This is a genomic window from Cognatiyoonia sediminum, from assembly GCF_900129845.1.
GTDB classification, from domain to species: domain Bacteria; phylum Pseudomonadota; class Alphaproteobacteria; order Rhodobacterales; family Rhodobacteraceae; genus Cognatiyoonia; species Cognatiyoonia sediminum.
In genome coordinates, this window is record NZ_FQXB01000001.1 from 980,533 (window position 1) to 1,005,454 (window position 24,922).

30 protein-coding genes are annotated in these 24,922 nt (G+C 55.0%); 1 reads left to right on the top strand and 29 read right to left on the bottom strand.

Annotated elements, in window-relative coordinates:
- Positions 1-3: 3 nt before the first annotated feature.
- From BUA85_RS04900 to BUA85_RS05025, 24 genes are all read right to left on the bottom strand, one after another.
- On the bottom strand, positions 4-1,545 hold the full coding sequence (locus tag BUA85_RS04900; RefSeq protein WP_083526178.1) for an NADH-quinone oxidoreductase subunit M: 1,542 nt from the start codon (positions 1,543-1,545) through the stop codon (positions 4-6).
- Entirely contained in the window at positions 1,545-3,659 is a 2,115-nt protein-coding gene (gene nuoL / locus BUA85_RS04905) for an NADH-quinone oxidoreductase subunit L (protein WP_072899735.1), read from the bottom strand. Before nuoL ends, BUA85_RS04900 begins: the two co-directional genes overlap by 1 nt.
- A 4-nt stretch (positions 3,660-3,663) precedes the next feature.
- Positions 3,664-3,969 (bottom strand): NADH-quinone oxidoreductase subunit NuoK, encoded by a 306-nt coding sequence (gene nuoK / locus BUA85_RS04910; RefSeq protein ID WP_072899736.1) that lies wholly within the window; start codon positions 3,967-3,969, stop codon positions 3,664-3,666.
- A gap of 2 nt (positions 3,970-3,971) precedes the next feature.
- Positions 3,972-4,577 carry an NADH-quinone oxidoreductase subunit J gene (locus BUA85_RS04915; protein WP_072899737.1) on the bottom strand — a complete coding sequence of 202 codons (606 nt, stop codon included), beginning with the start codon at positions 4,575-4,577 and terminating at the stop codon, positions 3,972-3,974.
- Positions 4,574-4,969 (bottom strand): carboxymuconolactone decarboxylase family protein, encoded by a 396-nt coding sequence (locus tag BUA85_RS04920; protein ID WP_072899738.1) that lies wholly within the window; start codon positions 4,967-4,969, stop codon positions 4,574-4,576. The genes BUA85_RS04915 and BUA85_RS04920 overlap by 4 nt, the downstream gene beginning before the upstream one ends.
- Positions 4,966-5,451 carry an NADH-quinone oxidoreductase subunit NuoI gene (nuoI, locus tag BUA85_RS04925; RefSeq protein WP_072899739.1) on the bottom strand — a complete coding sequence of 162 codons (486 nt, stop codon included), beginning with the start codon at positions 5,449-5,451 and terminating at the stop codon, positions 4,966-4,968. The genes BUA85_RS04920 and nuoI overlap by 4 nt, the downstream gene beginning before the upstream one ends.
- A gap of 230 nt (positions 5,452-5,681) precedes the next feature.
- On the bottom strand, positions 5,682-6,722 hold the full coding sequence (gene nuoH, locus BUA85_RS04935) for an NADH-quinone oxidoreductase subunit NuoH (protein ID WP_072899741.1): 1,041 nt from the start codon (positions 6,720-6,722) through the stop codon (positions 5,682-5,684).
- Between the two features lie 9 nt (positions 6,723-6,731).
- The gene (locus BUA85_RS04940) at positions 6,732-7,100 is read right to left on the bottom strand and encodes a hypothetical protein (RefSeq protein WP_131802766.1); all 369 of its coding nucleotides are present in this window, start codon (positions 7,098-7,100) and stop codon (positions 6,732-6,734) included.
- Positions 7,101-7,111: 11 nt separating this feature from the next.
- On the bottom strand, positions 7,112-9,130 hold the full coding sequence (gene nuoG / locus BUA85_RS04945) for an NADH-quinone oxidoreductase subunit NuoG (RefSeq protein ID WP_072899743.1): 2,019 nt from the start codon (positions 9,128-9,130) through the stop codon (positions 7,112-7,114).
- A gap of 125 nt (positions 9,131-9,255) precedes the next feature.
- Entirely contained in the window at positions 9,256-9,663 is a 408-nt protein-coding gene (locus BUA85_RS04950) for a DUF5333 domain-containing protein (RefSeq protein ID WP_072899744.1), read from the bottom strand.
- A 104-nt stretch (positions 9,664-9,767) separates the two neighbouring features.
- The gene (locus tag BUA85_RS04955) at positions 9,768-10,217 is read right to left on the bottom strand and encodes a DUF3291 domain-containing protein (protein WP_072899745.1); all 450 of its coding nucleotides are present in this window, start codon (positions 10,215-10,217) and stop codon (positions 9,768-9,770) included.
- Between the two features lie 11 nt (positions 10,218-10,228).
- Complete coding sequence (locus BUA85_RS04960; RefSeq protein ID WP_072899746.1) at positions 10,229-10,702, bottom strand: DUF3291 domain-containing protein; 474 nt, start codon at positions 10,700-10,702, stop codon at positions 10,229-10,231.
- Entirely contained in the window at positions 10,702-11,109 is a 408-nt protein-coding gene (locus BUA85_RS04965) for a hypothetical protein (protein ID WP_072899747.1), read from the bottom strand. The genes BUA85_RS04960 and BUA85_RS04965 overlap by 1 nt, the downstream gene beginning before the upstream one ends.
- A gap of 20 nt (positions 11,110-11,129) precedes the next feature.
- Positions 11,130-11,486: a hypothetical protein gene (locus tag BUA85_RS04970; RefSeq protein ID WP_072899748.1), complete on the bottom strand. Its 357-nt coding sequence runs from the start codon at positions 11,484-11,486 to the stop codon at positions 11,130-11,132.
- A 176-nt stretch (positions 11,487-11,662) separates the two neighbouring features.
- Positions 11,663-12,949, bottom strand: a complete 1,287-nt coding sequence (gene nuoF / locus BUA85_RS04975; RefSeq protein WP_072899749.1) for an NADH-quinone oxidoreductase subunit NuoF — start codon at positions 12,947-12,949, stop codon at positions 11,663-11,665.
- Positions 12,950-12,981: 32 nt separating this feature from the next.
- Complete coding sequence (locus tag BUA85_RS04980; protein WP_072899750.1) at positions 12,982-13,200, bottom strand: DUF5337 family protein; 219 nt, start codon at positions 13,198-13,200, stop codon at positions 12,982-12,984.
- Positions 13,201-13,269: 69 nt separating this feature from the next.
- Positions 13,270-13,962 (bottom strand): NADH-quinone oxidoreductase subunit E, encoded by a 693-nt coding sequence (locus tag BUA85_RS04985; protein ID WP_072899751.1) that lies wholly within the window; start codon positions 13,960-13,962, stop codon positions 13,270-13,272.
- Positions 13,963-14,122: 160 nt separating this feature from the next.
- Positions 14,123-15,169 (bottom strand): NADH-quinone oxidoreductase subunit NuoE, encoded by a 1,047-nt coding sequence (nuoE, locus tag BUA85_RS04990; protein ID WP_072899752.1) that lies wholly within the window; start codon positions 15,167-15,169, stop codon positions 14,123-14,125.
- Positions 15,169-15,516: a DUF4267 domain-containing protein gene (locus BUA85_RS04995; RefSeq protein ID WP_072899753.1), complete on the bottom strand. Its 348-nt coding sequence runs from the start codon at positions 15,514-15,516 to the stop codon at positions 15,169-15,171. The genes nuoE and BUA85_RS04995 overlap by 1 nt, the downstream gene beginning before the upstream one ends.
- Before the next feature lie 12 nt (positions 15,517-15,528).
- Positions 15,529-15,879 (bottom strand): hypothetical protein, encoded by a 351-nt coding sequence (locus tag BUA85_RS05000; protein ID WP_072899754.1) that lies wholly within the window; start codon positions 15,877-15,879, stop codon positions 15,529-15,531.
- A complete protein-coding gene (locus BUA85_RS05005; protein WP_072899755.1) occupies positions 15,876-17,114 on the bottom strand; it encodes an NADH-quinone oxidoreductase subunit D in 1,239 nt (412 codons plus the stop codon). The genes BUA85_RS05000 and BUA85_RS05005 overlap by 4 nt, the downstream gene beginning before the upstream one ends.
- 277 nt (positions 17,115-17,391) lie before the next feature.
- Complete coding sequence (locus BUA85_RS05015) at positions 17,392-18,003, bottom strand: NADH-quinone oxidoreductase subunit C (RefSeq protein ID WP_072899757.1); 612 nt, start codon at positions 18,001-18,003, stop codon at positions 17,392-17,394.
- Between the two features lie 24 nt (positions 18,004-18,027).
- The gene (locus tag BUA85_RS05020; protein WP_072900421.1) at positions 18,028-18,549 is read right to left on the bottom strand and encodes a NuoB/complex I 20 kDa subunit family protein; all 522 of its coding nucleotides are present in this window, start codon (positions 18,547-18,549) and stop codon (positions 18,028-18,030) included.
- Complete coding sequence (locus BUA85_RS05025) at positions 18,549-18,914, bottom strand: NADH-quinone oxidoreductase subunit A (protein ID WP_072899758.1); 366 nt, start codon at positions 18,912-18,914, stop codon at positions 18,549-18,551. Before BUA85_RS05025 ends, BUA85_RS05020 begins: the two co-directional genes overlap by 1 nt.
- Positions 18,915-19,195: 281 nt before the next feature.
- Between BUA85_RS05025 and BUA85_RS05030 the strand changes: the two genes are divergently transcribed.
- The gene (locus BUA85_RS05030) at positions 19,196-19,888 is read left to right on the top strand and encodes a family 16 glycosylhydrolase (protein WP_165611585.1); all 693 of its coding nucleotides are present in this window, start codon (positions 19,196-19,198) and stop codon (positions 19,886-19,888) included.
- Here the strand turns inward: BUA85_RS05030 and BUA85_RS05035 are convergent.
- Genes BUA85_RS05035 through BUA85_RS05055 form a run of 5 tightly spaced genes read right to left on the bottom strand, consistent with a single transcriptional unit; the run spans position 19,885 to position 24,910 of the window.
- Complete coding sequence (locus tag BUA85_RS05035; RefSeq protein WP_072899760.1) at positions 19,885-20,670, bottom strand: crotonase/enoyl-CoA hydratase family protein; 786 nt, start codon at positions 20,668-20,670, stop codon at positions 19,885-19,887. The two genes, BUA85_RS05030 and BUA85_RS05035, sit on opposite strands and share 4 nt — an antisense overlap.
- Positions 20,651-21,535 carry a hydroxymethylglutaryl-CoA lyase gene (locus tag BUA85_RS05040; protein ID WP_072900422.1) on the bottom strand — a complete coding sequence of 295 codons (885 nt, stop codon included), beginning with the start codon at positions 21,533-21,535 and terminating at the stop codon, positions 20,651-20,653. Before BUA85_RS05040 ends, BUA85_RS05035 begins: the two co-directional genes overlap by 20 nt.
- Positions 21,535-22,188, bottom strand: a complete 654-nt coding sequence (locus BUA85_RS05045) for a glutathione S-transferase family protein (RefSeq protein WP_072899761.1) — start codon at positions 22,186-22,188, stop codon at positions 21,535-21,537. Before BUA85_RS05045 ends, BUA85_RS05040 begins: the two co-directional genes overlap by 1 nt.
- Positions 22,185-24,113, bottom strand: coding sequence for an acetyl/propionyl/methylcrotonyl-CoA carboxylase subunit alpha (locus tag BUA85_RS05050; RefSeq protein WP_072900423.1), 1,929 nt, complete (start codon positions 24,111-24,113; stop codon positions 22,185-22,187). Before BUA85_RS05050 ends, BUA85_RS05045 begins: the two co-directional genes overlap by 4 nt.
- A 29-nt stretch (positions 24,114-24,142) precedes the next feature.
- Complete coding sequence (locus tag BUA85_RS05055) at positions 24,143-24,910, bottom strand: hypothetical protein (protein ID WP_072899762.1); 768 nt, start codon at positions 24,908-24,910, stop codon at positions 24,143-24,145.
- Positions 24,911-24,922: the final 12 nt, after the last annotated feature.

Consider the following 24,922-nt stretch of genomic DNA (forward strand, 5'->3'; position numbering starts at 1 on the left):
TCCTTAATTCTGTGCGTACTGGTTGGCCGCGTCAAATGCCGCGGTTGCCGTGTCATATTGTCCAATTAAGGCCTCAACAGACGGGCCAATAATATCGGTCACGAGGCTTGGGTAAACGCCAAGCAAAAGGGTCATCGCCACAAGCGGCGTGAACAACCAGCGCTCGCGTGGTGTGATATCCTTGATCGTTTTGAGGCTTTCCTTGATCAGATCACCCATCACAACGCGACGGTAGAGCCAAAGCGCATAAGCCGCAGACAGGATCACACCCGTGGTCGCAACCATGGCCACCCAGGTATTGACCTGGAAGACACCCATCAAAGTCAGGAATTCACCGACAAAGCCGGATGTGCCCGGCAAGCCGACGTTGGCCATCGTGAAGAAACAGAAGATCAGCGCGTATGCTGGCATCCGGTTCACCAGACCGCCGTAGGCATCAATTTCTCGCGTGTGCATTCGGTCGTAGATCACACCAACGCAGAGGAAGAGCGCGCCGGAAATGAACCCGTGGCTCAGCATCTGGAAGATCGCGCCGTCGATACCTTGCTGGTTCACCGCAAAGATACCCATGGTGACGTATCCCATGTGGGCGACGGACGAATAGGCGATCAGCTTTTTCATGTCTTCCTGCACCAGCGCCACCAGCGAGGTGTAGACAATCGCAATCGCAGAGAGCCACAGGACAAGCGGCCCCATCACCTCTGACCCCACGGGGAACATCGGCAGCGAGAAGCGCAGGAAGCCATAGCCGCCCATTTTCAACAGGATTGCCGCCAGAACAACGGAACCCGCGGTCGGGGCCTGAACGTGCGCGTCTGGCAACCATGTGTGGACCGGCCACATGGGCATTTTCACCGCGAAGGACGCAAAGAACGCCAACCACATCAGTGTCTGTGCGCCGCCGATGATCTGAATACCCAAGAGGCTAAATGTCTCGGACCCGAAGCTGTGCGTCAGCAAGGTTTCGATATCTGTGGTACCGGCGTCCACATACATCGCGACCATAGCCACGAGCATCAAAACCGAACCGAGGAAGGTGTAGAGGAAGAATTTGAAAGACGCGTAAATCCGGTTCGCGCCACCCCAGATACCGATGATCAGGAACATCGGGATCAGGCCTGCTTCGAAAAAGAGGTAAAAGAGCACCAGATCAAGCGCCATGAAGACGCCTAGCATCAGTGTTTCAAGGAACAGGAAGGCGATCATGTATTCCTTAACCCGAACCTTTACGTCCCAACATGCGCCAATCACGATCGGCATCAAGAAGGTCGTCAGCATGACAAAGAGGATCGAAATCCCGTCCACACCCATTTTGTATTTCAGGCCAAGGAGCCACTCTCGCTCTTCCACCATCTGGAAGCCAGTGTCTTGCGGGTTGAACTCAAACAGAATGAAGAGCGAGACAACGAAAGTCGCGATGGTCGTCGCCAAAGCCACCCATTTCGCGTTGCGCTGTGCTGCCGCGTCGTCCCCACGGAGGAAGATCGCAAGGATCAATGCACCGAGCAGCGGAATAAAGGTGGTGAGAGAAAGAAGGTTGCCCATCAGTTGGCTCCTCCGCTCAGAGAGACCCATGTCAGGAGAACAGCAATGCCGATCACCATCGCGAAGGCGTAAGTAAAGATATAGCCGGACTGCATGCGGCCCAGAAGACGCGTGAAGAACGGAACAACGCCCATGGCCAAGCCATTGATGCCGCCGTCAATCACGCCCATATCGCCGCGTTTCCAGAGGAAGTTCCCGATAGCGATTGCAGGGCGCACAAAGACGAAATCATAAAGCTCGTCAAAGTACCATTTGTTGAGCAGGAAGTTGTAGAGCGGGCGCTGTTGTTCCGCGAGTTTCGCCGGAAGGTCTGGTCGGCGGATATACATCAGCCAAGCCAGCGCAAAGCCTGCGACCATGACGATGAAGGGGCTCAACTTCACCCAGTTTGGCACGTAATGCGCATCATGCAGAACGTGGTTGTCGGGGTTATGATAAATCGCGCCCTCGCCCGGCTGCTGGATTGGTGTTTCTTTGCCACCATCATCGGAGTGATCGTCTGTTTCCTCACCCGCGGCGTAAGCCGGTGCAATTAGGCTAAAGCCCATGGCTGTGTCTTCGGTTTTTTCGGTGGCTTCGATATAGCCAAAGAACTTGCCGACTTTCTCATCCGATCCGAAGAACGGACCATAGAAAACCATACCAGAGAAGATCGCACCGACGGAGAGCACCGCCAAAGGCGTTAGCATCGTACCGGGGCTTTCGTGGGCGTGTTCATGCGTGTGCTTGTCACCGCGCGGTTCGCCGTAGAATGTCAGGAACATCAGGCGCCAGCTGTAGAAGCTTGTCATGAAGGCCGCGACAACGAGCATCCAGAAGGCATATCCCGCATCCGCGGCAAAGGCGCTTTCGATGATTGCGTCTTTTGAAACGAAGCCCGCGAAGCCAATAGGGAAACCGATATATAGAAGCGGGATACCTACGCCGGTGATGGCAAGCGTGCCGATCATCATTGCCCAGAAGGTATAGGGCATCTTGTCTTTCAGACCGCCATAGTTCCGCATGTCTTGTTCATGGTGCATGCCGTGGATCACAGAGCCCGCGCCGAGGAACAACATCGCCTTGAAGAACGCGTGTGTCAGCAGGTGGAACATCGCGACCGAATAGACACCCACGCCAGCGGCCACGAACATGTAGCCAAGCTGTGAACAGGTTGAATAGGCGATGACGCGTTTGATGTCGTTTTGCACCAAGCCCACGGTGGCAGCGAAGAAGGCTGTTGTTGCCCCAAGGAAGACGATGAATTGCTGCGTCTCTGGCGCGTATTCATAAAGCGGCGACATACGGCAGACGAGGAACACGCCAGCCGTCACCATGGTTGCTGCGTGGATCAACGCGGACACAGGTGTTGGCCCTTCCATCGCGTCTGGTAGCCACGTGTGGAGCAGCAACTGCGCAGACTTACCCATCGCGCCAACAAACAGAAGGAATGCCAGCAAGTTGGCGACATTCCATTCCGCCCAGAGGAACGGCATCGTCATCTCTGCCAGTTGCGGCGTCATAGCGAAGATGTCTTCAAACTTCACGCTGTCGGTCACCCAGTAGATGCCAAAGATGCCAAGTGCGAAGCCAAAGTCGCCCACACGGTTGACGACAAATGCTTTGATCGCTGCCGCGTTGGCGGAGGGTTTCTTGTAGTAGAAGCCGATCAATAAGTAAGACGCGACGCCCACGCCTTCCCAACCAAAGAACATCTGGATCAAGTTGTCCGACGTCACCAGCATCAGCATCGCAAAGGTGAAGAACGACAGATAGGCAAAGAAGCGTGGCCGGTAGCTGACCCCTTTAGCGAAATGGTCGTCATGCGCCATATAGCCAAAGGAATAAAGGTGCACGAGGGCTGAGACAGTGGTGATCACGATCAACATGATCGCGGTCAATCGGTCCATCCGAATGGCCCAATCGGTGCTGAGTGTACCGGATTCAATCCATCGCAGGATCGTGATGCTTTCGGTGGTGCCGTCGAAGGTCAGGAACACGATCCAAGACAGGATCGCGGCGAGGAACAAAAGGCTCGTCGCCACCCACTGTGCCGTGGTTTCCCCGATGAACTTCCAGCCAAACCCGCAAAGCAGCGCGCCGACGAGTGGGGCGAAGAGGATGATGGTTTCCATAGTCTTAACCCTTCATCACGTTGACGTCTTCAACGTCGATGGTGCCGCGGTTGCGGAAGAAACAAACAAGAATGGCGAGGCCGATGGCGGCCTCCGCCGCGGCAACGGTTAGCACGAAGAGCGTGAAGACCTGCCCCACTAGATCGCCCAGATACGCGGAAAAGGCGACGAAGTTGATGTTCACCGCTAGCAGCATCAATTCGATGCTCATCAACAGGATGATGACGTTCTTCCGGTTCAGGAAAAGCCCAAAAATGCCGATGACAAAAAGCGCCGCAGCGACCGTCAGGTAATGTTCAAGTCCGATCATTCTTAAAGCCCCTGCCCCGGTTTCACATCCTTCAACTCCATCGCTTTCGCCGGATCACGGTGCATCTGGGCCACGATGTTCTGGCGCTTGATGTCCACACGGTGGCGCAGGGTCAGAACGATGGCGCCAATCATGGCGACCAGCAGGATCAGGCCTGCGAGTTGGAAGAGGATGATGTATTTGTCGTAGATCAGTAAGCCGAGCGCCGCTGTGTTTTGTTCGTCACCCACAGGCGCTGCGATATTCGTCTCCGCCGCGTCGGCAAAACCCCAGACGCCAAAGGCCAGCGCCAATTGCATCAGCACGACGACGCCGATCAGCAAACCCAAAGGCAGGTATTTCGTCATTTCTGCCTTGAGTTCCGCGAAATCCACATCGAGCATCATCACAACGAAGAGGAACAGCACCGCGACCGCGCCAACGTAGACGATGATCAAAAGCATCGCGACGAACTCCGCCCCCAGAGTCACAAAGAGCCCCGCAGACGATAGAAACGCGAGAATGAGCCAGAGGACCGAGTGCACCGGATTGCGGCTGATCACTGTCATCAACCCGCCCGCGACGGTCGCGATGGCAAAAAGGTAAAAGGTGAAGGCAAAGACTGTCATGTCGTTTTGTCCTTGTTCAGAACGTCATTGGCGATCTCCATCGCCTTTGTCATCGCGGGCACGCCGCCAAACATCGCAGCTAGACCGATGGTCTCTGCGATTTCTTGTTCGGTTGCTTCGGCTTCGATCAGGTGGCGCACGGTCAGACGGATTTGCGCCTCTGCCTGTGCGCCGTGGATCGTCAGGCCTTGCAGCGTCAAAAGCAGGCGTGTTTTGGCATCGAGGCCCTCTGGGCTGATCCCCTTCCCCATGAACTGTTCCATCATGTCTTTGGACATGGTTGGGAACATCTCTTCGAAACCCTTAGGGGTGAACGTCTCCATGGCAGGCGCCATTTGCTTGGCCCAGTCTTGGGAGAGTTTCATCATGGCTTCGAAAGGGTTATCGGTCATCGGTAAGGCGCATCCATTTCCAAGTTGCGCGCGATCTCCGCTTCCCAGCGGTCGCCGTTCGAAAGCAGTTTCTCCTTGTCGTAGAAAAGCTCTTCGCGGGTCTCGGTCGAGAACTCAAAGTTCGGCCCTTCGACAATCGCATCCACAGGGCAGGCTTCCTGACAGAAACCGCAATAGATGCATTTCGTCATGTCGATGTCATAGCGCGTGGTCCGTCGCGATCCATCATCGCGTGGTTCGGCATCAATGGTGATCGCCTGAGCAGGGCAAACGGCTTCACAAAGCTTACAGGCAATACAACGCTCTTCACCGTTGGGATAGCGGCGCAATGCGTGTTCGCCCCGGAAACGCGGGGACAGCGGCCCCTTTTCATGTGGGTAATTCACGGTCGCCTTTGGCTTGAAGAAATACTTCACCCCAAGGCCGAAACCTTTCCACACATCCGTCAGCAGGAAATATTTGGCAGCGCGGTTGTAGTCCATTACTGATCTCCGTCCGTCACTTTTCAGAAATGTGGCTATCTATTGATCGATTGAGTGAAACGACGATTTCACATGGATCGTTTATCCACCTAATCTGCGGATTCTCGGAAGAAGCGTCGTCAAAATTTTGGAAAGCCTCTTCCCTAACTTCACAGGCAACCACAGCTTGATCACGCGCAGCCTTCAAAGTGGTTATCCAAGTTTCGTCGTCTACATACGCCTCCCCCATATCAGCCTCCCAACGTCCAGCGGGCCCACATGGAACCGGCGACTTCGAATTTTGCAAGGAACGACACGAGCACGACCCATGCGAGCGACATTGGCAGGAACACCTTCCAACCGATGCGCATCAGTTGGTCGTAGCGGTAGCGCGGTGTGATTGCTTTCACCATCGAGAAGACGAAGAAACACGCCGCCATCTTGATCACCATCCAGAAGATGCCATCGGGTAAGAAGCCAACTGGGGATAGCCAGCCACCAAGGAACAAGAGCGAGACAAGCGCGCACATCAGTACCACGGCCATCAATTCCCCGATCATGAACAAGAGGAAGGGCGTGGAAGAATATTCAACCTGATAGCCCGCAACCAGTTCGGATTCAGCTTCTGGCAGGTCGAACGGCGGGCGGTTGGTTTCTGCTAAGGCGCTGATAAAGAAGAGGAACAACATCGGGAAGTGTGCGACCCAATACCAGCCAAAGATGCCCGCGCCTGTGTCCTGAGCAGCGACAATCGCGCCGAAGTTCATCGAACCGGTGGAGATGATCACACCGATGATGATCAGGCCCAAGGATACCTCGTAGGAAATCATCTGAGCGGCAGACCGCAGCGATCCAAGGAATGGGTATTTCGAGTTCGACGCCCACCCGCCCATGATCACACCGTAAACCTCCAAAGAGGAGACCGCGAAGACAAAGAGGATGGCGACATTGATGTCGGACAAGACCCAACCATCGTTGAATGGGATCACCGACCAGGCGACGACGGCCAGAACGAAGGAAATCATAGGGGCGAGAAAGAACACCGCCTTGTCGGCCCCCGCTGGGACAACGATTTCCTTGACAATGTACTTTAGGAAGTCAGCGAAGGATTGCAGCAAGCCAAATGGGCCAACGATGTTGGGCCCTTTGCGCATCTGCACCGCGGCCCAAATCTTCCGGTCCGCGTACATCAAGAACGCCAGAGAGATCAGCAACGGGATGAGGACCAACAAACACTGCCCGAGTGTCAGCAGGACGATCCCTGTGTTGGTCTGAGTGAAGAATTCAACCATATCAGTCCCCTACACCGTCGGTATTCCAGCATCGCGACATGCGGCCATGACCACTTCGGCGTCCATCTTGCGCACCCCAGCGGGCACGTCTTCGGAAATGGTGTAAGCAGAGTCAGCGACCAAAACGTCGCCTGTTGTCTCAACTGTCGTGCGCAGTTGCCGCGCAAAAGATGATCCATTGAACAACGCGAATTGTGCGACAGCGCATTCGGCGTATTGGATCGCGTCGTCGGCTGACGCATCCCCCGAAACCGTCGCGCGGATATTGATGATCGTGTCGTCCAAGGCCTGCGCCTCAATCCCATCATAAGACGGACCAAATGCGCGCGGCGCATCAGATGCGGTACAAGCTGCGGCGGCAAGTAACGGCAAGACCATCGCGCGCATCCCTACTCTGCTGCCATCGGCGCAGTGCTGCGCGCCTTCGCATTTGCCGCCAGTTCACCCATCAGTTGGGAGGCCCGCGCAATTGGATTGGTCAGATAGAATTCTTCCACAGCGTATTTGAACGCCGCTTTGTTCACCTTGCCTGCCTTGACAGAGGCCCACTCGTTTTCAGCAACCTCATCGATCGCTCCCAAATGTGGGTGCGCTTCAATAAGAGCGCTCCGAAGTTGGGCTAGACTATCGAACGGCAAGGTCGCGTCCAATTCAGCGGACAAAGCCCGCAGGATCGCCCAGTTTTCCTTGGCCTCACCAGGTGCGAAACCTGCGCGCATGGCAAGCTGCGGGCGGCCTTCCGTGTTCACGAACAAGCCGTTTTCTTCGGTGTAGGCGGCAGCGGGCAAGATGATATCCGCACCATGCGCACCGCGATCGCCGTGTGAGCCTTGGTAGATTTTGAACGCATCACCAGTGATATCGCCCTCATCCGCACCAAGGTTGTAGATCACCTCAGCCCCATCGAGCGCCTGCATCACACCGCCTTCGGTGACGGCGCCAACATCCATCGCACCAACGCGGCCAGCAGCAGTGTGAAGCACCATGAGTTTCGACCCGGTGCTTTCCGCAAGCTTGATCGCGATGCCAAGGATCGCTTCACCATCGGTGCGGCACAAAGCGCCCTGCCCGATGATGATGAGAGATGGCTTTTCAAGAACGGCCGAATGATCGCGACTTAATAGCTCCGTGATCACCTCTGGCTTATCGCCTAAATCGCTGTGATCATACGTCAGATCAACTTTAGGCCCGATGACACCGACATTGGCACCGCGCGTCCAAGCCTTGCGAATGCGTGCGTTCAAGACCGGAGCCTCAGTCCGAGGGTTACAGCCGATCAGCATGATCGCTTCGGCCTCGTCGATATCTTCGATGGCCGCGTTGCCGACATAGCCAAAGCGATTTCCCTCCGGCAGCTTTGCACCATCGGTACGGCATTCGACGTTGCCGCCCAGATCTTCGACCAGTTGCTTCAGAGCATATGCGCTTTCGACGGACGCCAGATCACCGACCAAACCAGCAACCTTTTTGCCTTTCATGGCAGCGGCTGCTGCTGACAACGCCTCTGGCCAGCTTGCTTTGCGCAGCTTACCGTTTTCGCGGATGTAAGGCGTGTCCAAACGTTGGCGGCGCAGGCCGTCCCAAACAAAGCGCGTCTTGTCGGAAATCCATTCCTCATTCACACCGTCGTGGTTGCGCGGCAGGAAGCGCATCACCTCGCGACCTTTTGTATCGATCCGAATGTTAGAGCCGAGCGCATCCATTACGTCGATGGATTCTGTTTTGCTCAACTCCCAAGGGCGTGCGGTGAAAGCATAAGGCTTCGAAACCAGCGCGCCAACAGGGCACAAATCGATGATGTTGCCCTGCAGATTGCTATCGAGCGTTTCGCCCAAATAACTGGTGATCTCAGCATCCTCGCCACGACCAGTTTGGCCCATCTGCGTGATGCCGGCCACCTCAGTCGTAAAGCGCACACAGCGCGTGCAAGAAATGCAGCGCGTCATATGGGTTTCAACCAATGGCCCAAGATCGAGGTCGTCAACGGCGCGCTTTGGTTCGCGGAACCGGCTGAAATCGACGCCGTAAGCCATGGCTTGGTCTTGCAGATCACACTCCCCACCTTGATCGCAAATCGGGCAGTCCAGCGGGTGATTGATCAGAAAAAACTCCATCACCCCTTCACGGGCCTTTTTGACCATCGGCGAATTGGTTTTCACAACTGGCGGCTGGCCTTCGGGACCGGGGCGCAAATCACGCACCTGCATCGCACAGGACGCAGCCGGTTTTGGCGGCCCGCCGACAACCTCGACCAGACACATGCGGCAGTTACCGGCGATCGAAAGACGTTCGTGATAACAGAACCTTGGGATCTCAATCCCCGCCTCTTCACAGGCTTGAATGAGCGTCATCGCCCCATCGACTTCAACTTCGTTTCCATCGATAACGACTTTACGTAGATCCGACATTGGCGTGCCTTTTGTTCCCTGGCGTGCCACGCCCAAATGGACGGGCGGCTGTGCTGCGGGGTTTCTAACGCAGCCAGCCTACCGATACCAGTCAGAACGACGATTTTTTGATCGAAAATCTAAGCCTAACGCAGAAGGCGTCCAATCCCGGAGCCGGCCTCAATCTCCGCGCGACCAACGGCGCAATAAGTGGCCTCTTCGCCCTCAACGATTCCCATGTCAGCCATCATCGACCGCCCCAAGGCCTCTAAGCGATTTTTTTCATTGGAATCATTGATGTAGTCGTCAATTTCGCGGTTCGTGTAGCCGAGATTTCGAGCGTGACCTTTGAGGCCCTCTAGAAAATTCAAACCCCGAATATACCGTGGGCTGATCGATCCGCATTTCTGGCTAATCTCATAAGCGATTCCTACGGTAATGATCCCGTTGCGGACATGCGCCACTTCGCGCAACTCAGGTTTCGCCTGAAGGCTTCCTGACAGCGCGACGAGACTGATCATGGAGACAATCGAAACAATAAATAAACGAGACATAGGGACCTCTTTCGGGGGAACTTATGCCAATAGATGTGTCCAAACTAACCGTATTATTCAATATCATTTGGTTTGGGTGCGCGCGAGACCGCCAATTGTGGGGTTCAACCCTTTTGAGAGCGCAACCAATCCCAGCCGAAGGCGACATCGCTGTCGCCATGTGTTTCTCGGTAGGCAAGCTTCTGTAAAGCTTCCTCCAAACTGGGACGATGCCCTTCTTCAACCCGCCACATGACGAAGTGTTGTTTACCCAAAACCTCAAACCATTCTGCTTTGCGGTCCATGAATTTTGAGTGGAGAGTGTTGTAGACGAATGTTTCAAGGCTTTCCAAATTCTTCCAAACCGTCAGGTTTGACACGAATTGCGGATCACCGTCGATTTTGACATCCGTGTTTCCAGTTCCTGGCTCACCCGACCCTTCCATCATCCAAACGAAACCGGGCATACGTTTACCCAGCCCATTCACGCGATCGAGGTTGTTCATAAACTCCGCAACGCGCGGATCGTCGGTCGGGGCAATTAAGCGGCCAATGTTGAGTTCAGCAAGATGCAATAGATGGCTCCCTAACTCACTCTGGCGCTCGAACCATTGATCAAAGTCGCAAGTTCAGCGGCACCGAAACCATGCTCGCCCGGCCCTTGTGATTGCAGGAGCGTCCATCGTTGAAGCGCATCTGCGACGGTCGGTTTATGGCCCTCTTCAATCCACCACATCACCAGATGCCCACGATCGTCTGGCACGAACCACTCATGAGCACGCCGCATAAATTGCGCATGAAGTGTTTTTTCGACAAAATGAAAAAGCGATTGCGCATCGGTCCAAACTGAGAGCGTCGACGCGGTGTTGGGTCGCAAAGCCAAAGGCCCTTCTTGATCCTCTTGAACGCTTTCCATGTCTTCGTCCGACAATCTCCAAACGAAGCCCAGGCTACGTTCGGCGACGGCGTTCACCCGATCAATGTTGTTCTGAAAGTCTGCAATCCGTGGATCATCAAATGGATGCTTTAGCGTCCCGAAGTTGAACTCCGCCAGATGCATCAACTCGCCTGAAGAAATGCGCTGATACCGGTTTGTTCTGCAACTTCCCGATCTCCTGCGGCACAGAGGTTATCGACGCCAACCACGACGCCATGTTTCGCTTGGAAAGACCTTGTTTCAACATCCTTTGCAAGTTCGACCCCGCGAACCTGACGGAATTCGATCAAACGACCATTGGCTGTGTCGGGGCGCGCGGCGCTCAGCGCGACCTGCATATCCATGTTGAAATCGTAACGATCACAGGACGCAGCGATTTGCTGTGCGATCCGCAACTTGGCAGCGTATTCTGGGAACGGCTGAGACAGGATATTTTGAACGGCAGGTGTGGAAAGGTCGATGGAGTTCTGAGAAGGCGAGCAGCCGACGGCGAGGGCTAGAATGAAACTCATCTTTAGAATTTTTGACATTCACGCATCTCCATTTGATTTTATTCTAGAGCAATTGGCACGGCTTCTCGGAACAAAAATGAACCAGCTCGAGTCTGCTGCGCAATCTCTCGCTCACCGTCTTCGCAGGTGTATTCGAGACCCGTGCGAAAAACTATTCCTATCGCGCGCGTTCCAACATCAGCAGTCAGCCCAGGATTAGTAATAAAGAAATCTCGATCAACTGAGAAGTTCTGTAGATCCTCAACATCCAAATCAGCCACATCCCGAGCTCGAATGGGGAACCCCAAACGTCCCATTATTTCGTCGAAAACACGAGGATCTTCGGCTGAAAGGCGTTCAAGTTCAGAATAGAAGAAACTTCGGTACTCATCGCGCAACCCAGTATCGAAAATCAACTCTCGGCAATTTTCCGAAACACTTTCCGCAATTATTTCTGCGATGGTAGTATCAATAAAGAACTGATAGCCCTCTTCACCAGTTTCTATTGAGCTTTGTTCAAGTAATACCGGTCAAGGGGCGACGTCACAGGCGCAAAGGCCAAAAATAAAGATTGATGTCAGAAAACCTGACCTCACTCCGCTGCCACCGCAACGCGCTTGTGCTTGATCCGATCTTCGATCTCATCACGGAAGTTTTTGATCAATCCTTGAATTGGCCACGCAGCCGCATCGCCCAAGGCGCAGATCGTGTGACCTTCGACCTGTTTGGTCACGTCAAACAGCATGTCGATTTCTTCGACCTCTGCCTCACCGCGCACCAAACGATCCATCACGCGCATCATCCAGCCTGTGCCTTCACGGCACGGCGTACACTGGCCGCAGCTTTCGTGCTTATAGAATTTCGACAGCCGCCAAATCGCTTTGATAATATCGACGCTTTCGTCCATCACGATCACCGCTGCCGTCCCGAGGCCGGAGCCGAGTTCGCCGCGAAGATAATCGAAATCCATGATCGCGTCTTTCATGTGTTCGCCGCGCACACACGGCACGGACGACCCACCGGGGATCACAGCTTTTAGATTGTCCCAGCCACCACGGATGCCGCCACAGTGCTTTTCGATCAGCTCTTCGAAAGAGATCGACATCTCTTCTTCAACCACACATGGGTTGTTCACGTGACCTGAGATCGCAAAGAGCTTGGTGCCCGCGTTGTTTTGCCGACCCATGCCTGCAAACCAGCTTGCACCACGACGCAGGATCGTAGGCACAACCGCAATAGATTCAACGTTGTTCACAGTCGTCGGACAGCCATAAAGGCCCGCCCCAGCCGGAAACGGCGGCTTCATCCGAGGCATACCTTTTTTGCCTTCAAGGCTTTCCAGCAGCGCTGTTTCCTCACCGCAGATATAGGCACCCGCCCCGTGGTGCAGGTAGATGTCAAAATCCCAACCGGATTTTGCGGCGTTCTTACCCACCAAACCCGCTTCATAAGCCTCGTCAATTGCTGCTTGCAGCGCTTCTTTTTCGCGGATGTATTCACCGCGAATGTAGATGTAGCAGGCATTCGCATTCATCGCGAAAGAGGCGATCAAGCAGCCTTCGATCAACGTGTGCGGATCGTGACGCATGATCTCACGGTCTTTACATGTGCCGGGTTCGGATTCGTCGGCGTTCACCACAAGGTAGGCTGGACGACCATCGCTTTCCTTCGGCATGAAGGACCACTTAAGCCCTGTCGGGAAGCCCGCCCCGCCGCGACCGCGCAGACCAGAGGCCTTCATCTCATCAATGATCCAATCGCGACCCTTTTTGATCAGCTTGTCAGTCCCGTCCCAATGACCGCGCTGTTGCGCACCTTTTAACGTGCGATCATGCATCCCATAGAGATTGGTGAAAATGCGATCCTGATCCTTAAGCATCGGTCAGCGGTCCCTTTTGGCTACGAGGGTCTTCATTTGCTTCGTGTCTTTTGCCACAGCTTCCACGTCACCACCAGTGCCCAAAAGAACGCAGCTAAAGAAAATAGATAGAGCAGAATTTCGTACCGTGGCTCCAGACCAAGTGTCTCAACGATGTTTGGCGCCAAAATGCTCAGAAGCCCTGCAATCGCTATGGTAATGGCGATTGTCCGACCTTCTTTTTGTGTTTCTGGCGTGTGGTTGTCGGTCATGGAACCCTCAAAAGAAAAGCCCTGCCCGCCGGTTGGCGAACAGGGCAATCTTTGCCTGAAAAGCTCGGCTTAGTAAACGTCGCCCTTCTTCACTTTCTTGGAAAATTCGGTGGTACCACCTTTTGCCAGAACCTTGGCCTGTTTGACCCACTCGTCGCGCGATACGCGGCCTTTGAAACCCTCAAGATTTTCATCAACCCACTTCACTTCTTTCGCGCGCCATCCGGCAACCTGATCAAAGTGATAGACGCCCATCGTGTTGAGCATTTTTTCGAGCTTTGGTCCAACACCTTTGATCTGCTTGAGATCGTCAGCGCCGCCAGCACGCGCTTTCTTCAACATTTCTGGCTTGCCGTCTGGGGCAACAGGTGGGCGCTTTGGCTTTGCGGCAGCTTTGGGTTTTGCAGCGGCCTTAGGCTTTTCCTCTGCTTTTGGTGCCGGCGCGGGTTCCGGCGCGGGGGCAGGTTCTGGCTCTGCAACAGGCGCAGTTGCTGTCGCAGCAGGTGCAGCCGCTGCTGGTTGTGGCGCGGGTGCATCTTCTGCCTTGGCAGGGCTTAGATCGCGCACACCTTGCGGGCCTTCTTGCGGTTCACGCCATCCCAATGACAGGACCAAAATGATAAGCAATGCGACGATGACACCGACAATGATCGCGCCCACAATCGAAAATCCGAGTGCGACCCACGAAATGCCAGCTGCAACGAGTCCAAACAACGTCGCAACTGCCGCGATACCAGAACTCTTAGGTGCTGTATCTTTCATATTCTTCAATCTCCCCTGGGTCGGCACCGCCGGAACCCATCAATTATTGCGTGGACTATTTGTGCCACTTGCGCGTGGTATTAGCGCAATTGTGAGGGAAATTATAAGTTTTTTGCCGCCAAACGCGAGAAAGGCCACAAACTGTGGCCTCTCTGTCTAATTATTTGGCAAGTTTCTTGGCCTGCGCGATCCATTTGTCACGAGTAATCCGGCCTTTGAATTTGAGCCGGTCATCGACCCATTCAATCTCTGCCTTGGTCCATTTGGCGATCTGATCAAAATGCCAAAAGCCCAATTCATTCAGCGTTTGCTCTAACTTTGGCCCTACACCAGAGATCAATTTGAGATCATCTGCGCCTGCTTTGCGTGGGGCTTTCATTGTCCGAGGTTTGGTTGGCCCTTTCGCCTTTGCGGCCAGTTTCTTTGCAGCTGGTTTAGGAGCAGCGGCCTTTACCGGTGCCTTCTTAGTTGCCGGTTTCTTAGCTGCGGGTTTCGATGCTTTGGCAATCCACGGCGTTAACAGCGGCACCTCTGTCCCATCAATCCGTTTGATCGTGTCGCCCAAGTCCGTCGCCAGTTGAACACTCGCGTTATATTGCGTTTTGCCGCTGTCATATTCCGTTAGCGATGTGAGGCCCTTCAAAGGCTCGGCAGCGTAGCGACCATTCTGAGGACCCGGTGTTGGCACCCGACCAGCCGCCATTTCATCAATGAGTTCACCCAACTTCGCGGTTGTCAAATCTTCATAATAATCCTTGCCGATCTGAGCCATTGGCGCATTTGCGCAGGATCCAAGGCATTCAACTTCTTCCCAGCTGAACTTCCCATCTTCGGATAGCGTATGTGGCTTCGCCGCGATCTTTTCTTTGCAGACAGCGACCAAGTCTTCCGCCCCACAAATCATGCAAGACAGTGTCCCGCAAATCTGGATATGCGCAACGGACCCAACCGGCTGCAGTTGGAACATGAAATAGAACGACGCCACCTCAAGCACGCGGATATAGGCCATGTCCAACATCTCTGCGACGTGTTCGATCGCGGGTCGCGTCAGCCAGCCTTCCTGCTCTTGCGCACGCCAGAGCAAAGGGATCACCGCGGAGGCTTGTCGGCCTTCTGGATATTTCGTGATCTGCCCTTCTGCCCAAGCTTTGTTGGCGGGTGTGAACGCGAAAACGTCAGGTTGGTCATGATACAAACGACGAAGCATTAGGCTGCAGACTTTCGATGTTGGAAGAAGAACAAACTGGCAGCGAGGCTTAGAACCCCGACGATGAGATGTGGCCAAGGATCAAAAGACGCATAAAGGATCGCGTCGAAGAATCCGAGCCCCGCAAACCCTGCCAAGAGATAGGCAGTGACAGTGGGATCTCCGTGATAGAGCGCACCGATCAGCATGGCGCCAAAAAACGCATAACGTCCGCCCATCACGTAAGGTAGCGTATCCAGGCGGTGCGACGTCTCTGCCAAAGCAGCTTCGGGCGCGATAAGAAACCACGCGCCAAAAGCCAGAAGACCAAAGCCGATGACATACCCTATGATCCGAACAATCTTCATCGTGTCGGAAAATTAGACCGCCGGACAGTTCGCTGAGACAATCCGAAGCGCGGTTTCGCCCGCGCCAACGATGCGACCTTCGGCTTCAAGCTCTGGGACAACTGTTTGCAAATCATCCGTGCTCAACTGCGCGCTGGCCAGAACAGCATTGATCGTCGTCGGATCAATGACACAGCCCTGAGCTTCAACGGCAGCAACCAAGCGCTCTTTCGCGGTCAAGGCTGGCGCTGCGTCTTCAACGGCCGCGTCGGAACCGCTGCCAAAGAGGCCTTCTCCAGCGCCTCTCAGGTCCGGGACTTCCAAGCCACCAGAACAGGCGGACAAAGCGGCAAAGCCGGATACCAAAGCAATCTGTTTCATCATCTGTCGATCTCCCCAAATACGACGTCCATTGTACCGATAATTGCGGCGACGTCGGCTAGTTGGTGGCCCGTGGCCACATGGTCCATGGCTTGCAAATGCAGATAGCCAGGTGCGCGCAGTTTCGCGCGATACGGTTTGTTTGTGCCATCCGCCACAAGGTAGACGCCGAATTCGCCCTTTGGCGCTTCGACGGCGGCGTAGACTTCTCCGGCAGGCACGTGGAACCCTTCGGTGTAAAGCTTGAAGTGATGGATCAGCGCCTCCATCGAGGTTTTCATGTCGCCACGTGTGGGTGGCGTCATCTTACCACGGGCCATCACATCCCCCTTTTCATGGCGCAGCTTTTCGCAGGCCTGACGGATGATGGAGGTCGATTGGCGCATCTCTTCCATGCGGCAAAGGTAGCGATCATAGCAATCGCCGTTCTTGCCAACAGGGATTTGGAAGTCAAATTCGTCGTAGCATTCATAAGTCTGCGCGCGGCGCAAATCCCATGCAAAGCCAGAGCCGCGCACCATCACGCCAGAGAAGCCCCAGTTTTGGATGTCTTCTTCGCTGATGATGCCAATGTCGGCATTGCGCTGCTTGAAAATTCGGTTTTCGGTCAGTAGCCCGTCTATGTCATCGAGGACCTTGGGGAATTCAATCGCCCATTGATCAATGTCTTCGACCAACTGATCGGGCAAATCCTGATGCACACCACCGGGGCGAAAATAGGCTGCGTGGAGACGTGCGCCGCAGGCACGTTCGTAGAACACCATCAGCTTTTCACGCTCTTCAAAGCCCCAAAGCGGCGGGGTTAGCGCGCCAACGTCGAGCGCCTGCGTGGTCACGTTCAAAAGGTGGTTCAACACGCGCCCAATTTCGCAATAGAGCACGCGGATCAGCGACGCGCGGCGCGGCACTTCAGTGCCTGTCAGCCGTTCGATGGCCAGACACCACGCATGCTCCTGATTCATCGGCGCCACATAGTCGAGGCGGTCGAAATACGGCAGGTTTTGCAGGTAGGTGCGGCTTTCCATCAGCTTTTCGGTGCCACGATGCAGCAGGCCAATATGCGGGTCACAGCGTTCGACAATCTCGCCATCGAGTTCGAGAACAAGGCGCAAAACCCCGTGCGCTGCAGGGTGTTGCGGGCCGAAGTTGATGTTGAAGTTGCGGATCTTCTGTTCGCCCGTCAGCGCGTCCGTGGAGCCGTCATCATAGGTGTTGGTGCGGATATCGCCGTCCATCATGAGGAAGCCTCCGAAGTCATCTTAGGTGTGCTCAATGCAAAGGCCCAAAGGAGCACGAGCGGAACAAGGACCGGCACAAACGCAAATGCAATCAATACAACGAATTGGGACGCGATTAGGAAAGCCAACGCTACCAAGACCCAAGCCAAAACCCAATTTGAGTAACCATGTCGTTTCTGAATTACTCGCGCAGGAAAAACGCATACGAGCAAGAAAATCAGGCCAGCGAGCGTCCAACTTGTCGCCGCATTGAAGACCTGTGTGAATGGTTGATCCATTACCCCGCCTTCTCCTCAGCCTTCTCATCGCCCGGCATGATGTACTCCGCCCCTTCCCAAGGGCTCATGAAATCAAACTGACGGTATTCTTGAACCAGCGACACCGGCTCATAAACCACCCGCTTTTGCACTTCATCATAGCGCACTTCGGTGTAGCCCGTTGTCGGGAAATCCTTGCGCAGCGGATATCCGCGGAAGCCGTAATCGGTCAGGATGCGGCGGAGATCTGGGTGTCCAGAAAAGAGGATGCCGAACATGTCGAAGACTTCGCGCTCAAACCAATTGGCGGACGGGTGCACGGAGATAATCGACGGCACCATATCCTCTTCCCGCACCTCAACGCGCAAGCGGATGCGCTGGTTCTGGTACATCGAAAGGAAATGATAGACGACGTCAAACCGCTTGGCGCGGCTTGGATAGTCAACGGCCGTGATGTCCACCAAACTCGAGAATTGGCAGTTGCCGTCTTTTTTGAGGAACTCAACAAAGCTGACAAGGTTGGCCAAGGCGACGGTGACGTTCAATTCACCAATCGCGACTTCCCAAGACACCACACAATCCGCGCGCTTCAGCTCAAGATACGCGCCAAGCTGTTCGAGGGCTTCACTCATCGTTGTGTCCTTTCAAGCGCGCGGTCATCGCACGATCGTCCCTGTCCGGCGGATTTTGCGCTGCAGCTGGAGGATGCCATACAGCAGCGCCTCTGCCGTTGGCGGGCAGCCGGGCACGTAGACGTCAACCGGCACAATGCGATCGCAGCCGCGTACAACGGAATAGCTGTAGTGGTAGTACCCACCGCCATTGGCGCAAGAGCCCATGGAGATCACGTACCGCGGTTCGGGCATCTGGTCGTAGACCTTCCGCAGCGCGGGCGCCATTTTGTTGGTCAGCGTTCCAGCCACGATCATCAGATCAGACTGGCGCGGGGACGCACGCGGAGCTGTGCCAAACCGTTCAAGATCGTAGCGCGGCATCGAGGTGTGGATCATCTCGACCGCGCAACAGGCCAGACCAAAGGTCATCCAATGCAGCGATCCGGTGCGCGCCCAGTTAATCATGTCAGCGGTTGAGGTCACAAGGAAACCCTTGTCCTGCAACTCCGCATTCAACGCGCTGGTGGCTGCTTCTTTATCAGCGCCGACCTGAGTTCCGGTCATCACTCCCATTCCAGCGCTCCCTTTTTCCATTCGTAGGCAAAGCCCACGGTCAAGACGCCCAAGAACACCATCATCGACCAGAACCCGACCATAGAAATGTCTTTGAAGGCCACGGCCCAAGGGAAGAGGAAGGCGACTTCAAGGTCGAAGATGATGAAGAGGATCGAGACGAGGTAGAACCGCACGTCGAACTTCATCCGCGCGTCGTCAAACGCGTTAAATCCGCATTCATAAGCAGACACTTTTTCCGGATCAGGGTTGCGCACGGCAACAATCGCAGCGGCAAGAATAAGGATCAGTCCGAGGGCGATGGCGAGCCCCAGAAAGATCATGATGGGGAGGTATTCGCTGAGCATCTCTTGCAAAGGATGGTCCTTTCCCTGGTGGCGCTGGCTGCGCCCTTTGGCTTGGCTACAGGCTATCTACCCGCGCCATTGCCAAGGGTCAACGGGACTTCGGCCAATCTGAGCGCATTTTGATGGGGCATTTTGACCCCAAAAATGGGCTGGTTCCGGTTCGGCGTTAACCACGAATCCCAAAATGCAATGACCTGCTTCGCGCCAGCTATTAGTTAACAAAGTGTTAACGATTAACTGGTTAACAGGAGGTAGGGATTGTGAGGGCAGGTCTTATCGCAAGTGTTTTGTTGGCATACAGTCTTCAAGCAGAGCCTCTGCTAGATCGTTTTGAGACGCTTGATCGCAATCTTTGGCATGTCGCTGAATATGATTTCATCCATCCGGCTTTCGATACAGATTGGCGCAGCTCTCAAGCCGTTGCCGACAATGGCCTGCGGTTAAAGCTATCGCCCCACGACGGTCTGAACAGGTTTGTTGGCGCATCGATCCGCAGCTTAGAAACGCATCACTATGGCATTTACAGATCCCGCTTTCGGGCCGGCAAGGGAGACGACGTTGTGACCGGCTTTTTCACTTATACGGGGCCGCACTACGGGACGCGCCACGACGAAATCGACATTGAGATACTCGGCAAAGACCCCACACGGCTGCATGTCGCTTGGTTTGTCGACGGGGAATTAACGAACCATTTCATACCCTTGGGCTTTGACGCTTCTGAAAGCGTGAACGATTTTGCTTTCGAGTGGCTCCCGGAAGGGATCAGATGGTACGTCAATGACGCGTTGGTTTTCGAAGCATCGGCAAACGATGGTCCACTCCCCTCGATCCCAAGTCATCTGTTCGCGAATATCTGGGCCGTCGATCCCTCAATCGCGGTTTGGCCTGGAGTTGTGGAGCCAGCTACAACAACAAGCGCCTATTTCGACTCTATCAGTTTCGAGCCAACTGCAACGGTTTCAACCTCCGACGCAAGTTCTTAACGCATGGACGCCCAAGGCGCTTTTTCTTTCGCAAAAAAGGCCTCGATTCCCTTCACCGCTTCGCCCGCTTCCCATTGATCCACCAAGGTCTGCGCGCTCATCTCAATCACGGCGTCGTCGATCACCGGTCCAAGCCGGCGGGCCAGCGCTTTGGCATTGGCCACCGCGCCGGGCGCGCATTCAAGATAAGGGGCGACCTCCGCCTCCACAGCCTCGTTAAGCTGCGCTTCTGACACAACCCGCGCTAGCAGGTTCAATTCCACGGCTTCTTCGGAACTGAAAATCCGCGATGACATAAACACACGCCGCGCTTTAGCCTCGCCCATCCGAGCAACCACATAGGGCCCAATCGTGGCCGGAACCAAACCAAGCCGCGTTTCGGTCAGACCCAATTTTTTGCCCCCCACCCCAATGGCGACGTCGCAGACCGACAATAGCCCAACACCGCCGCCGAAGGCATTGCCATGGCAACGCCCGATGACAGGCTTTGGCAAGGTGTTGAGGGTGTGGAGCATTTTGGCCAGAAAAATCGCGCCCTCCCGCCGCTTGGCAGGAGCCGCTTTCACCATGACCTCCATCCAGCGCAGATCGCCCCCCGCGCAGAACGTGGGCCCGTCACCAGCCAAAACGACAACACGCACATCGAGATCAGCGGCAAGAGACTCGGCAGCCCTTTGCAAATCTTCGATCATCTCCGCCGACATGGCGTTGTGCTTTTCTGACCGCGAGAGCGACAGCGTCGCGACACCTCGGCCATCCGTTTCAAGTCTGAGCGTTTTCACGGGCGTTCCTTTTTATGGTTTGAGCCAAGAGAGCAGCGTGGCGAAGCCGTTCAGGATCAACGCCAGTTTGATAGCCTTTGGCATGAAGATGCGCGACAACAGCCTCGGTGGCGACATTTCCGGGTGCGCCCGGTGCGTATGGGCAGCCCCCTAGCCCGCCGACCGCGCTGTCGAAATGCCTGAGGCCCAGCGCGAGTGAGACATCGATGTTTGCCAGTGCTTTGCCGCTGGTGTCATGGTAATGCCCAGCCAGATTGGTCGCAGGCACCGCTTGCAGCACTGCTTCCAGCATTGCGCCTATGCGGTCCGGTGTGCCTTTGCCAATCGTATCTCCAAGCGAGATTGGCATGTCATGCGAATCTCTCAGAACTCCCGCTGCGTCTGCCACGGCCTCCGGCGCGACCGGTCCGTCGAACGGACAATCCGTGACGCAGGAAACGTAACCTCTGACAGGTACGCCCGCACCCACAGCCACATCGACGACCGGGCGCAGCCGTTCGACACTTTCCGCGATGGAACAATTCAAATTGGCCTGCGAGAACCCTTCGGAAGCCGAAATGAAGACCGCGATGCCGTAGGTTCCCTGCCGTGAAGAACGGGAAAACCCTTCCCAACCTTTCATATTGGGGACTAGAACGTCGTATTGGCCGCCATCCAAAGCGGGCAAAGTCGCGGTCACTTTGTCTGTGTCGGCCATTTGCGGCACCCATTTCGGGCTTACGAAAGACCCGACTTCGATCTGCCGAAGCCCCGCGTCCGCTAGAGCGTTCACCAAGCCGACTTTGTCGTCGACCGAGATCGCGCCGGGTTCATTTTGCAACCCATCCCGCGGACCCATTTCGTGTATCGTCACAAACTCTGACATCATGCAGCCGTCCATGGCGGGTAGAAATCTTTGGCATAAAGCGGCGCGCCGTCCGTTAGGCTGCGCTGGAACGCAGGACGCGCGGTGACCCGATCAAACCAAACGGACAAGTTCGGAAAGTCAGCCAAAGCGACAAAATGCTGCCCCATATAAACCGCCTGCCCCACACCGATATCTGCAGCAGAAAACCCGTCTTTGAGAAGGTAATCCTGACCCTTAAGGGTTGCATCAACAGCGGCAAAGGTTTTGGCCAAACGCTTGGCTTCGATCTTCATAATCACGGGGCTGCGCATATGATCCTCAAACAGCATGATGTGCTGTTGCGTCAATGCGGCGGTGTGCTGGCTGATAGTTTCGGCGTAGTGCAGCCAATTAAGCCACTGCGCCCGTTCGGGGTTGCCCACAGACCTCCCCAATCCATCAGGTGAAAAGCGATCGCACAGTACTTCTGCAATGGCTCCGCTTTCGAACAGAACGTCACCGTCGATCTCTAGTGTGGGCACCCGCCCCGCTGGATTAAGCGTTAGATACTCAGGCGTCTTGATCGCGCCGTCGAAGCCATAGCAAATCAGGTCAAAACCGATGCCCAGTTCTTCGAGTAGCCAAAGCGACCGCATGGAGCGTGTTTGATGACAATGGTGCAGCCGGATCATTCCTGCGGCTCCAACGTGACCATCAAGAACCCAGCAACGACTTGATCACCTTCGCTAACGTTAACCGACTGTACGATCCCATCGCGAGGGGCTTTTAAAACATGCTCCATTTTCATCGCTTCGAGAACCAGAAGGCGGTCGCCTTCGGCTACCGTTTGACCCGCTTGAACCGCCACGGCCTGAATCAAACCGGGCATCGGGGCTTTGACGTCGTTTTCAGCAGCGCTTGTCGCGGTGCGTGCGAGCGGGTCTGGGATTTCGAAGGTGATCGGCTCTGCGCCGAATACAGTTACCATGGAGCTGTGCCGTAGCGCGCGTGGAAGCTTGTTCCCCGTGCACCAGAGAGAACCAGAAACGTCTGTAAGCTCTGCGTCGCCCAATGGCGTTTGAGCAAAGAACACGCCTGAGGAGCAGCGATATCGAACAGTGTAGCTATCTTCGCAATGCAAAAGGACCACTTCCTGTTCATAATCACCCCATAGCGAAAAACCGATCATAGAGGCCTCAAGATCAATTCCCGAAGCGGTGAGTGCCGCCAATGCCAAGGCTTCAGCGGTCGGAGTGACGCCAGCAACAAGTGCCTCACCCTTCCGCGCAATCAAGTCCGTATCGATCCGAGCGGCGGCAAAATCCGCATCTTTGGCGAGCCGTTGTAGGAACGCTACGTTCGTGACGGTCCCTGCGATCTCGATGCCTTCCAAGGCGCTGGACAGCCTTGCCAAAGCACTAGATCGGTCCGAGTCGTGAACCGTGATCTTAGCGATCATAGGGTCGTACCAAGGGGAAACCTCGCTGCCTGTTTCAACGCCGCTGTCAATCCGCGCGTCTGTTGGGAAGGCCAGATGATCAAGGTGACCGATTGCAGGAAGGAAACCCGCAGGAACGTCTTCTGCATAGAGCCGTGCTTCGAACGAATGACCATTCAGAGGAATATCCGCCTGTTCCATTGGCAAAGCCTCGCCCGAACAAACGCGCAATTGCCATTCGACCAGATCAACGCCTGTAATCGCCTCGGTCACAGGGTGTTCGACTTGCAGGCGGGTGTTCATCTCCATGAACCAGAACCCGTCTGGTTTCAGCCCGTCTGATCCATCAACGATGAATTCAACAGTGCCCGCACCTTTATATCCAATCGCCGTGGCCGCGCGCACCGCCGCATTGCCCATGGCGGCGCGAACCTCTTCGGTCATACCCGGAGCCGGAGCCTCTTCAATGACCTTTTGGTGCCGCCGTTGCAGCGAACAATCCCGTTCATAAAGATGCACGGCATCCGTGCCGTCGCCAAAGACCTGCACTTCGATATGACGCGGGGCGGTGATGTATTTCTCGATCAGAACATCGGCATTGCCAAAGGCCGTCTGCGCCTCTGACTGCGCACTTTGCAAGCTTTCTGCAAAATCGCCAGCCGCTTCGACCAACCGCATCCCCTTGCCGCCACCGCCAGCAACGGCTTTGATCAAGACCGGATAACCGATCAACTCCGCCTGCCGGGCCAAATGATCAGCGCCCTGCTCCGCCCCGTGATAACCCGGCACCACCGGAACGCCAGCTTTTTCCATCAAAGTCTTAGCCGCATCCTTCAATCCCATTGCGCGGATCGCCTCTGCCGAAGGCCCGATGAACGTCAGCCCAGCCGCTTCGACCATCTCCACGAAATCCGGGTTTTCTGACAGAAAGCCATAACCGGGGTGAATGGCCTCCGCCCCACGATCAAGTGCGGCCTGAACGATCAGATCACAGCGCAAGTAGCTTTCCGCCACAGGCGCAGGGCCGAGCCGCACCGCTTCATCCGCTTGGCGGACGTGCAAGGCATCCGCATCCACATCGGAATAGACCGCAACGGTCTTTACACCCATCTTCTTTGCGGTCTGGATGACACGACAGGCGATTTCACCCCTGTTGGCGATCAGGATTTTATTAAACATCATCACACACCGAGTCCTCCAATCCCATTTCATTCGCCCTTCGTATTTCTGCGAAGGCTTTTCCGAAACGATTGTTCGCTGATCCAAAGAGGTCGCCTCTTACTGATATGCTTGTTGTCCAGTTTTGCTTTGTGAATGAGCCAGCTAGCGCGGCCAGAGTACTCCAACTTTTTGATCGCCATCGTCGCTTCGACAATTGGCGCTACGATTGCCGCAATCATCGCTACAATTGAAACCCCGAGAAACATGGTCAACCAAAGCGGGGTCTCGTCAAAAGAGCCAACCAAGATCATGTAGATTAAGATGCAGTCAATCTGAAAAGTAATCGCCCAAAGAACAGCAATACCAAAAGGTGTGAAGGCAGAAGAGTAGAAACCTGGGAGGTGGGTCAACCTGTCACCAATCAGCTGCCAAACCTGCAATCTTTGTTCCAGAATTTGAGTCCGGTTCATCATAATGAAATTGTTATATTTTCGAGTGACCGCGCGAATTGCGTGGTGCGCAGCTTGGATACTGATTGCCCCAATCCTTGCTGACGCATAACCAAAAATAGCTAACGTCATGCGAACAATACACAGAGAAAGGGCAATGTATTCCGCGCCTTGAAGCGGCCCGTTTAACTTAACTTCGTCAGGCCAAGCGATCCAAGTCGCACCATATGCCGCAAACAGAAATCCTGTGATTGTGATCACCCACTTTAGTCGACGGTCGACCAAATCATCTTCATGGATGACGTAATCTCGCGCCTGTTGAAAAAGCGTATTCAAACGCTCCTCCAACTGATTTTCTTCACTCATAAAGTTACCTCC

What these genes read in the sequence shown, in the direction of transcription:
- BUA85_RS04960 (WP_072899746.1), bottom strand. Translation starts at nt 10,702, where the DNA reads ATGCATCTGGCGGAGTTCAACTTCGGGACGCTAAAGCATCCATTTGAT.
- BUA85_RS05015 (WP_072899757.1), bottom strand. Translation starts at nt 18,003, where the DNA reads ATGAGTGAAGCCCTCGAACAGCTTGGCGCGTATCTTGAGCTGAAGCGC.
- nuoF (WP_072899749.1), bottom strand. Translation starts at nt 12,949, where the DNA reads ATGCTTAAGGATCAGGATCGCATTTTCACCAATCTCTATGGGATGCAT.
- BUA85_RS04915 (WP_072899737.1), bottom strand. Translation starts at nt 4,577, where the DNA reads ATGACAGTCTTTGCCTTCACCTTTTACCTTTTTGCCATCGCGACCGTC.
- nuoL (WP_072899735.1), bottom strand. Translation starts at nt 3,659, where the DNA reads ATGGAAACCATCATCCTCTTCGCCCCACTCGTCGGCGCGCTGCTTTGC.
- BUA85_RS04995 (WP_072899753.1), bottom strand. Translation starts at nt 15,516, where the DNA reads ATGAAGATTGTTCGGATCATAGGGTATGTCATCGGCTTTGGTCTTCTG.
- nuoE (WP_072899752.1), bottom strand. Translation starts at nt 15,169, where the DNA reads ATGCTTCGTCGTTTGTATCATGACCAACCTGACGTTTTCGCGTTCACA.
- BUA85_RS04965 (WP_072899747.1), bottom strand. Translation starts at nt 11,109, where the DNA reads ATGTCAAAAATTCTAAAGATGAGTTTCATTCTAGCCCTCGCCGTCGGC.
- BUA85_RS04980 (WP_072899750.1), bottom strand. Translation starts at nt 13,200, where the DNA reads ATGACCGACAACCACACGCCAGAAACACAAAAAGAAGGTCGGACAATC.
- nuoG (WP_072899743.1), bottom strand. Translation starts at nt 9,130, where the DNA reads ATGTCGGATCTACGTAAAGTCGTTATCGATGGAAACGAAGTTGAAGTC.
- BUA85_RS04985 (WP_072899751.1), bottom strand. Translation starts at nt 13,962, where the DNA reads ATGAAAGATACAGCACCTAAGAGTTCTGGTATCGCGGCAGTTGCGACG.
- BUA85_RS04920 (WP_072899738.1), bottom strand. Translation starts at nt 4,969, where the DNA reads ATGACCGATAACCCTTTCGAAGCCATGATGAAACTCTCCCAAGACTGG.
- BUA85_RS05050 (WP_072900423.1), bottom strand. Translation starts at nt 24,113, where the DNA reads ATGTTTAATAAAATCCTGATCGCCAACAGGGGTGAAATCGCCTGTCGT.
- nuoH (WP_072899741.1), bottom strand. Translation starts at nt 6,722, where the DNA reads ATGGTTGAATTCTTCACTCAGACCAACACAGGGATCGTCCTGCTGACA.
- BUA85_RS05040 (WP_072900422.1), bottom strand. Translation starts at nt 21,535, where the DNA reads ATGTCAGAGTTTGTGACGATACACGAAATGGGTCCGCGGGATGGGTTG.
- BUA85_RS05045 (WP_072899761.1), bottom strand. Translation starts at nt 22,188, where the DNA reads ATGATCCGGCTGCACCATTGTCATCAAACACGCTCCATGCGGTCGCTT.
- BUA85_RS04900 (WP_083526178.1), bottom strand. Translation starts at nt 1,545, where the DNA reads ATGGGCAACCTTCTTTCTCTCACCACCTTTATTCCGCTGCTCGGTGCA.
- BUA85_RS05020 (WP_072900421.1), bottom strand. Translation starts at nt 18,549, where the DNA reads ATGACCGGAACTCAGGTCGGCGCTGATAAAGAAGCAGCCACCAGCGCG.
- BUA85_RS04940 (WP_131802766.1), bottom strand. Translation starts at nt 7,100, where the DNA reads ATGGTCTTGCCGTTACTTGCCGCCGCAGCTTGTACCGCATCTGATGCG.
- BUA85_RS05055 (WP_072899762.1), bottom strand. Translation starts at nt 24,910, where the DNA reads ATGAGTGAAGAAAATCAGTTGGAGGAGCGTTTGAATACGCTTTTTCAA.
- nuoK (WP_072899736.1), bottom strand. Translation starts at nt 3,969, where the DNA reads ATGATCGGACTTGAACATTACCTGACGGTCGCTGCGGCGCTTTTTGTC.
- BUA85_RS05000 (WP_072899754.1), bottom strand. Translation starts at nt 15,879, where the DNA reads ATGATGAAACAGATTGCTTTGGTATCCGGCTTTGCCGCTTTGTCCGCC.
- nuoI (WP_072899739.1), bottom strand. Translation starts at nt 5,451, where the DNA reads ATGGACTACAACCGCGCTGCCAAATATTTCCTGCTGACGGATGTGTGG.
- BUA85_RS05005 (WP_072899755.1), bottom strand. Translation starts at nt 17,114, where the DNA reads ATGATGGACGGCGATATCCGCACCAACACCTATGATGACGGCTCCACG.
- BUA85_RS04950 (WP_072899744.1), bottom strand. Translation starts at nt 9,663, where the DNA reads ATGTCTCGTTTATTTATTGTTTCGATTGTCTCCATGATCAGTCTCGTC.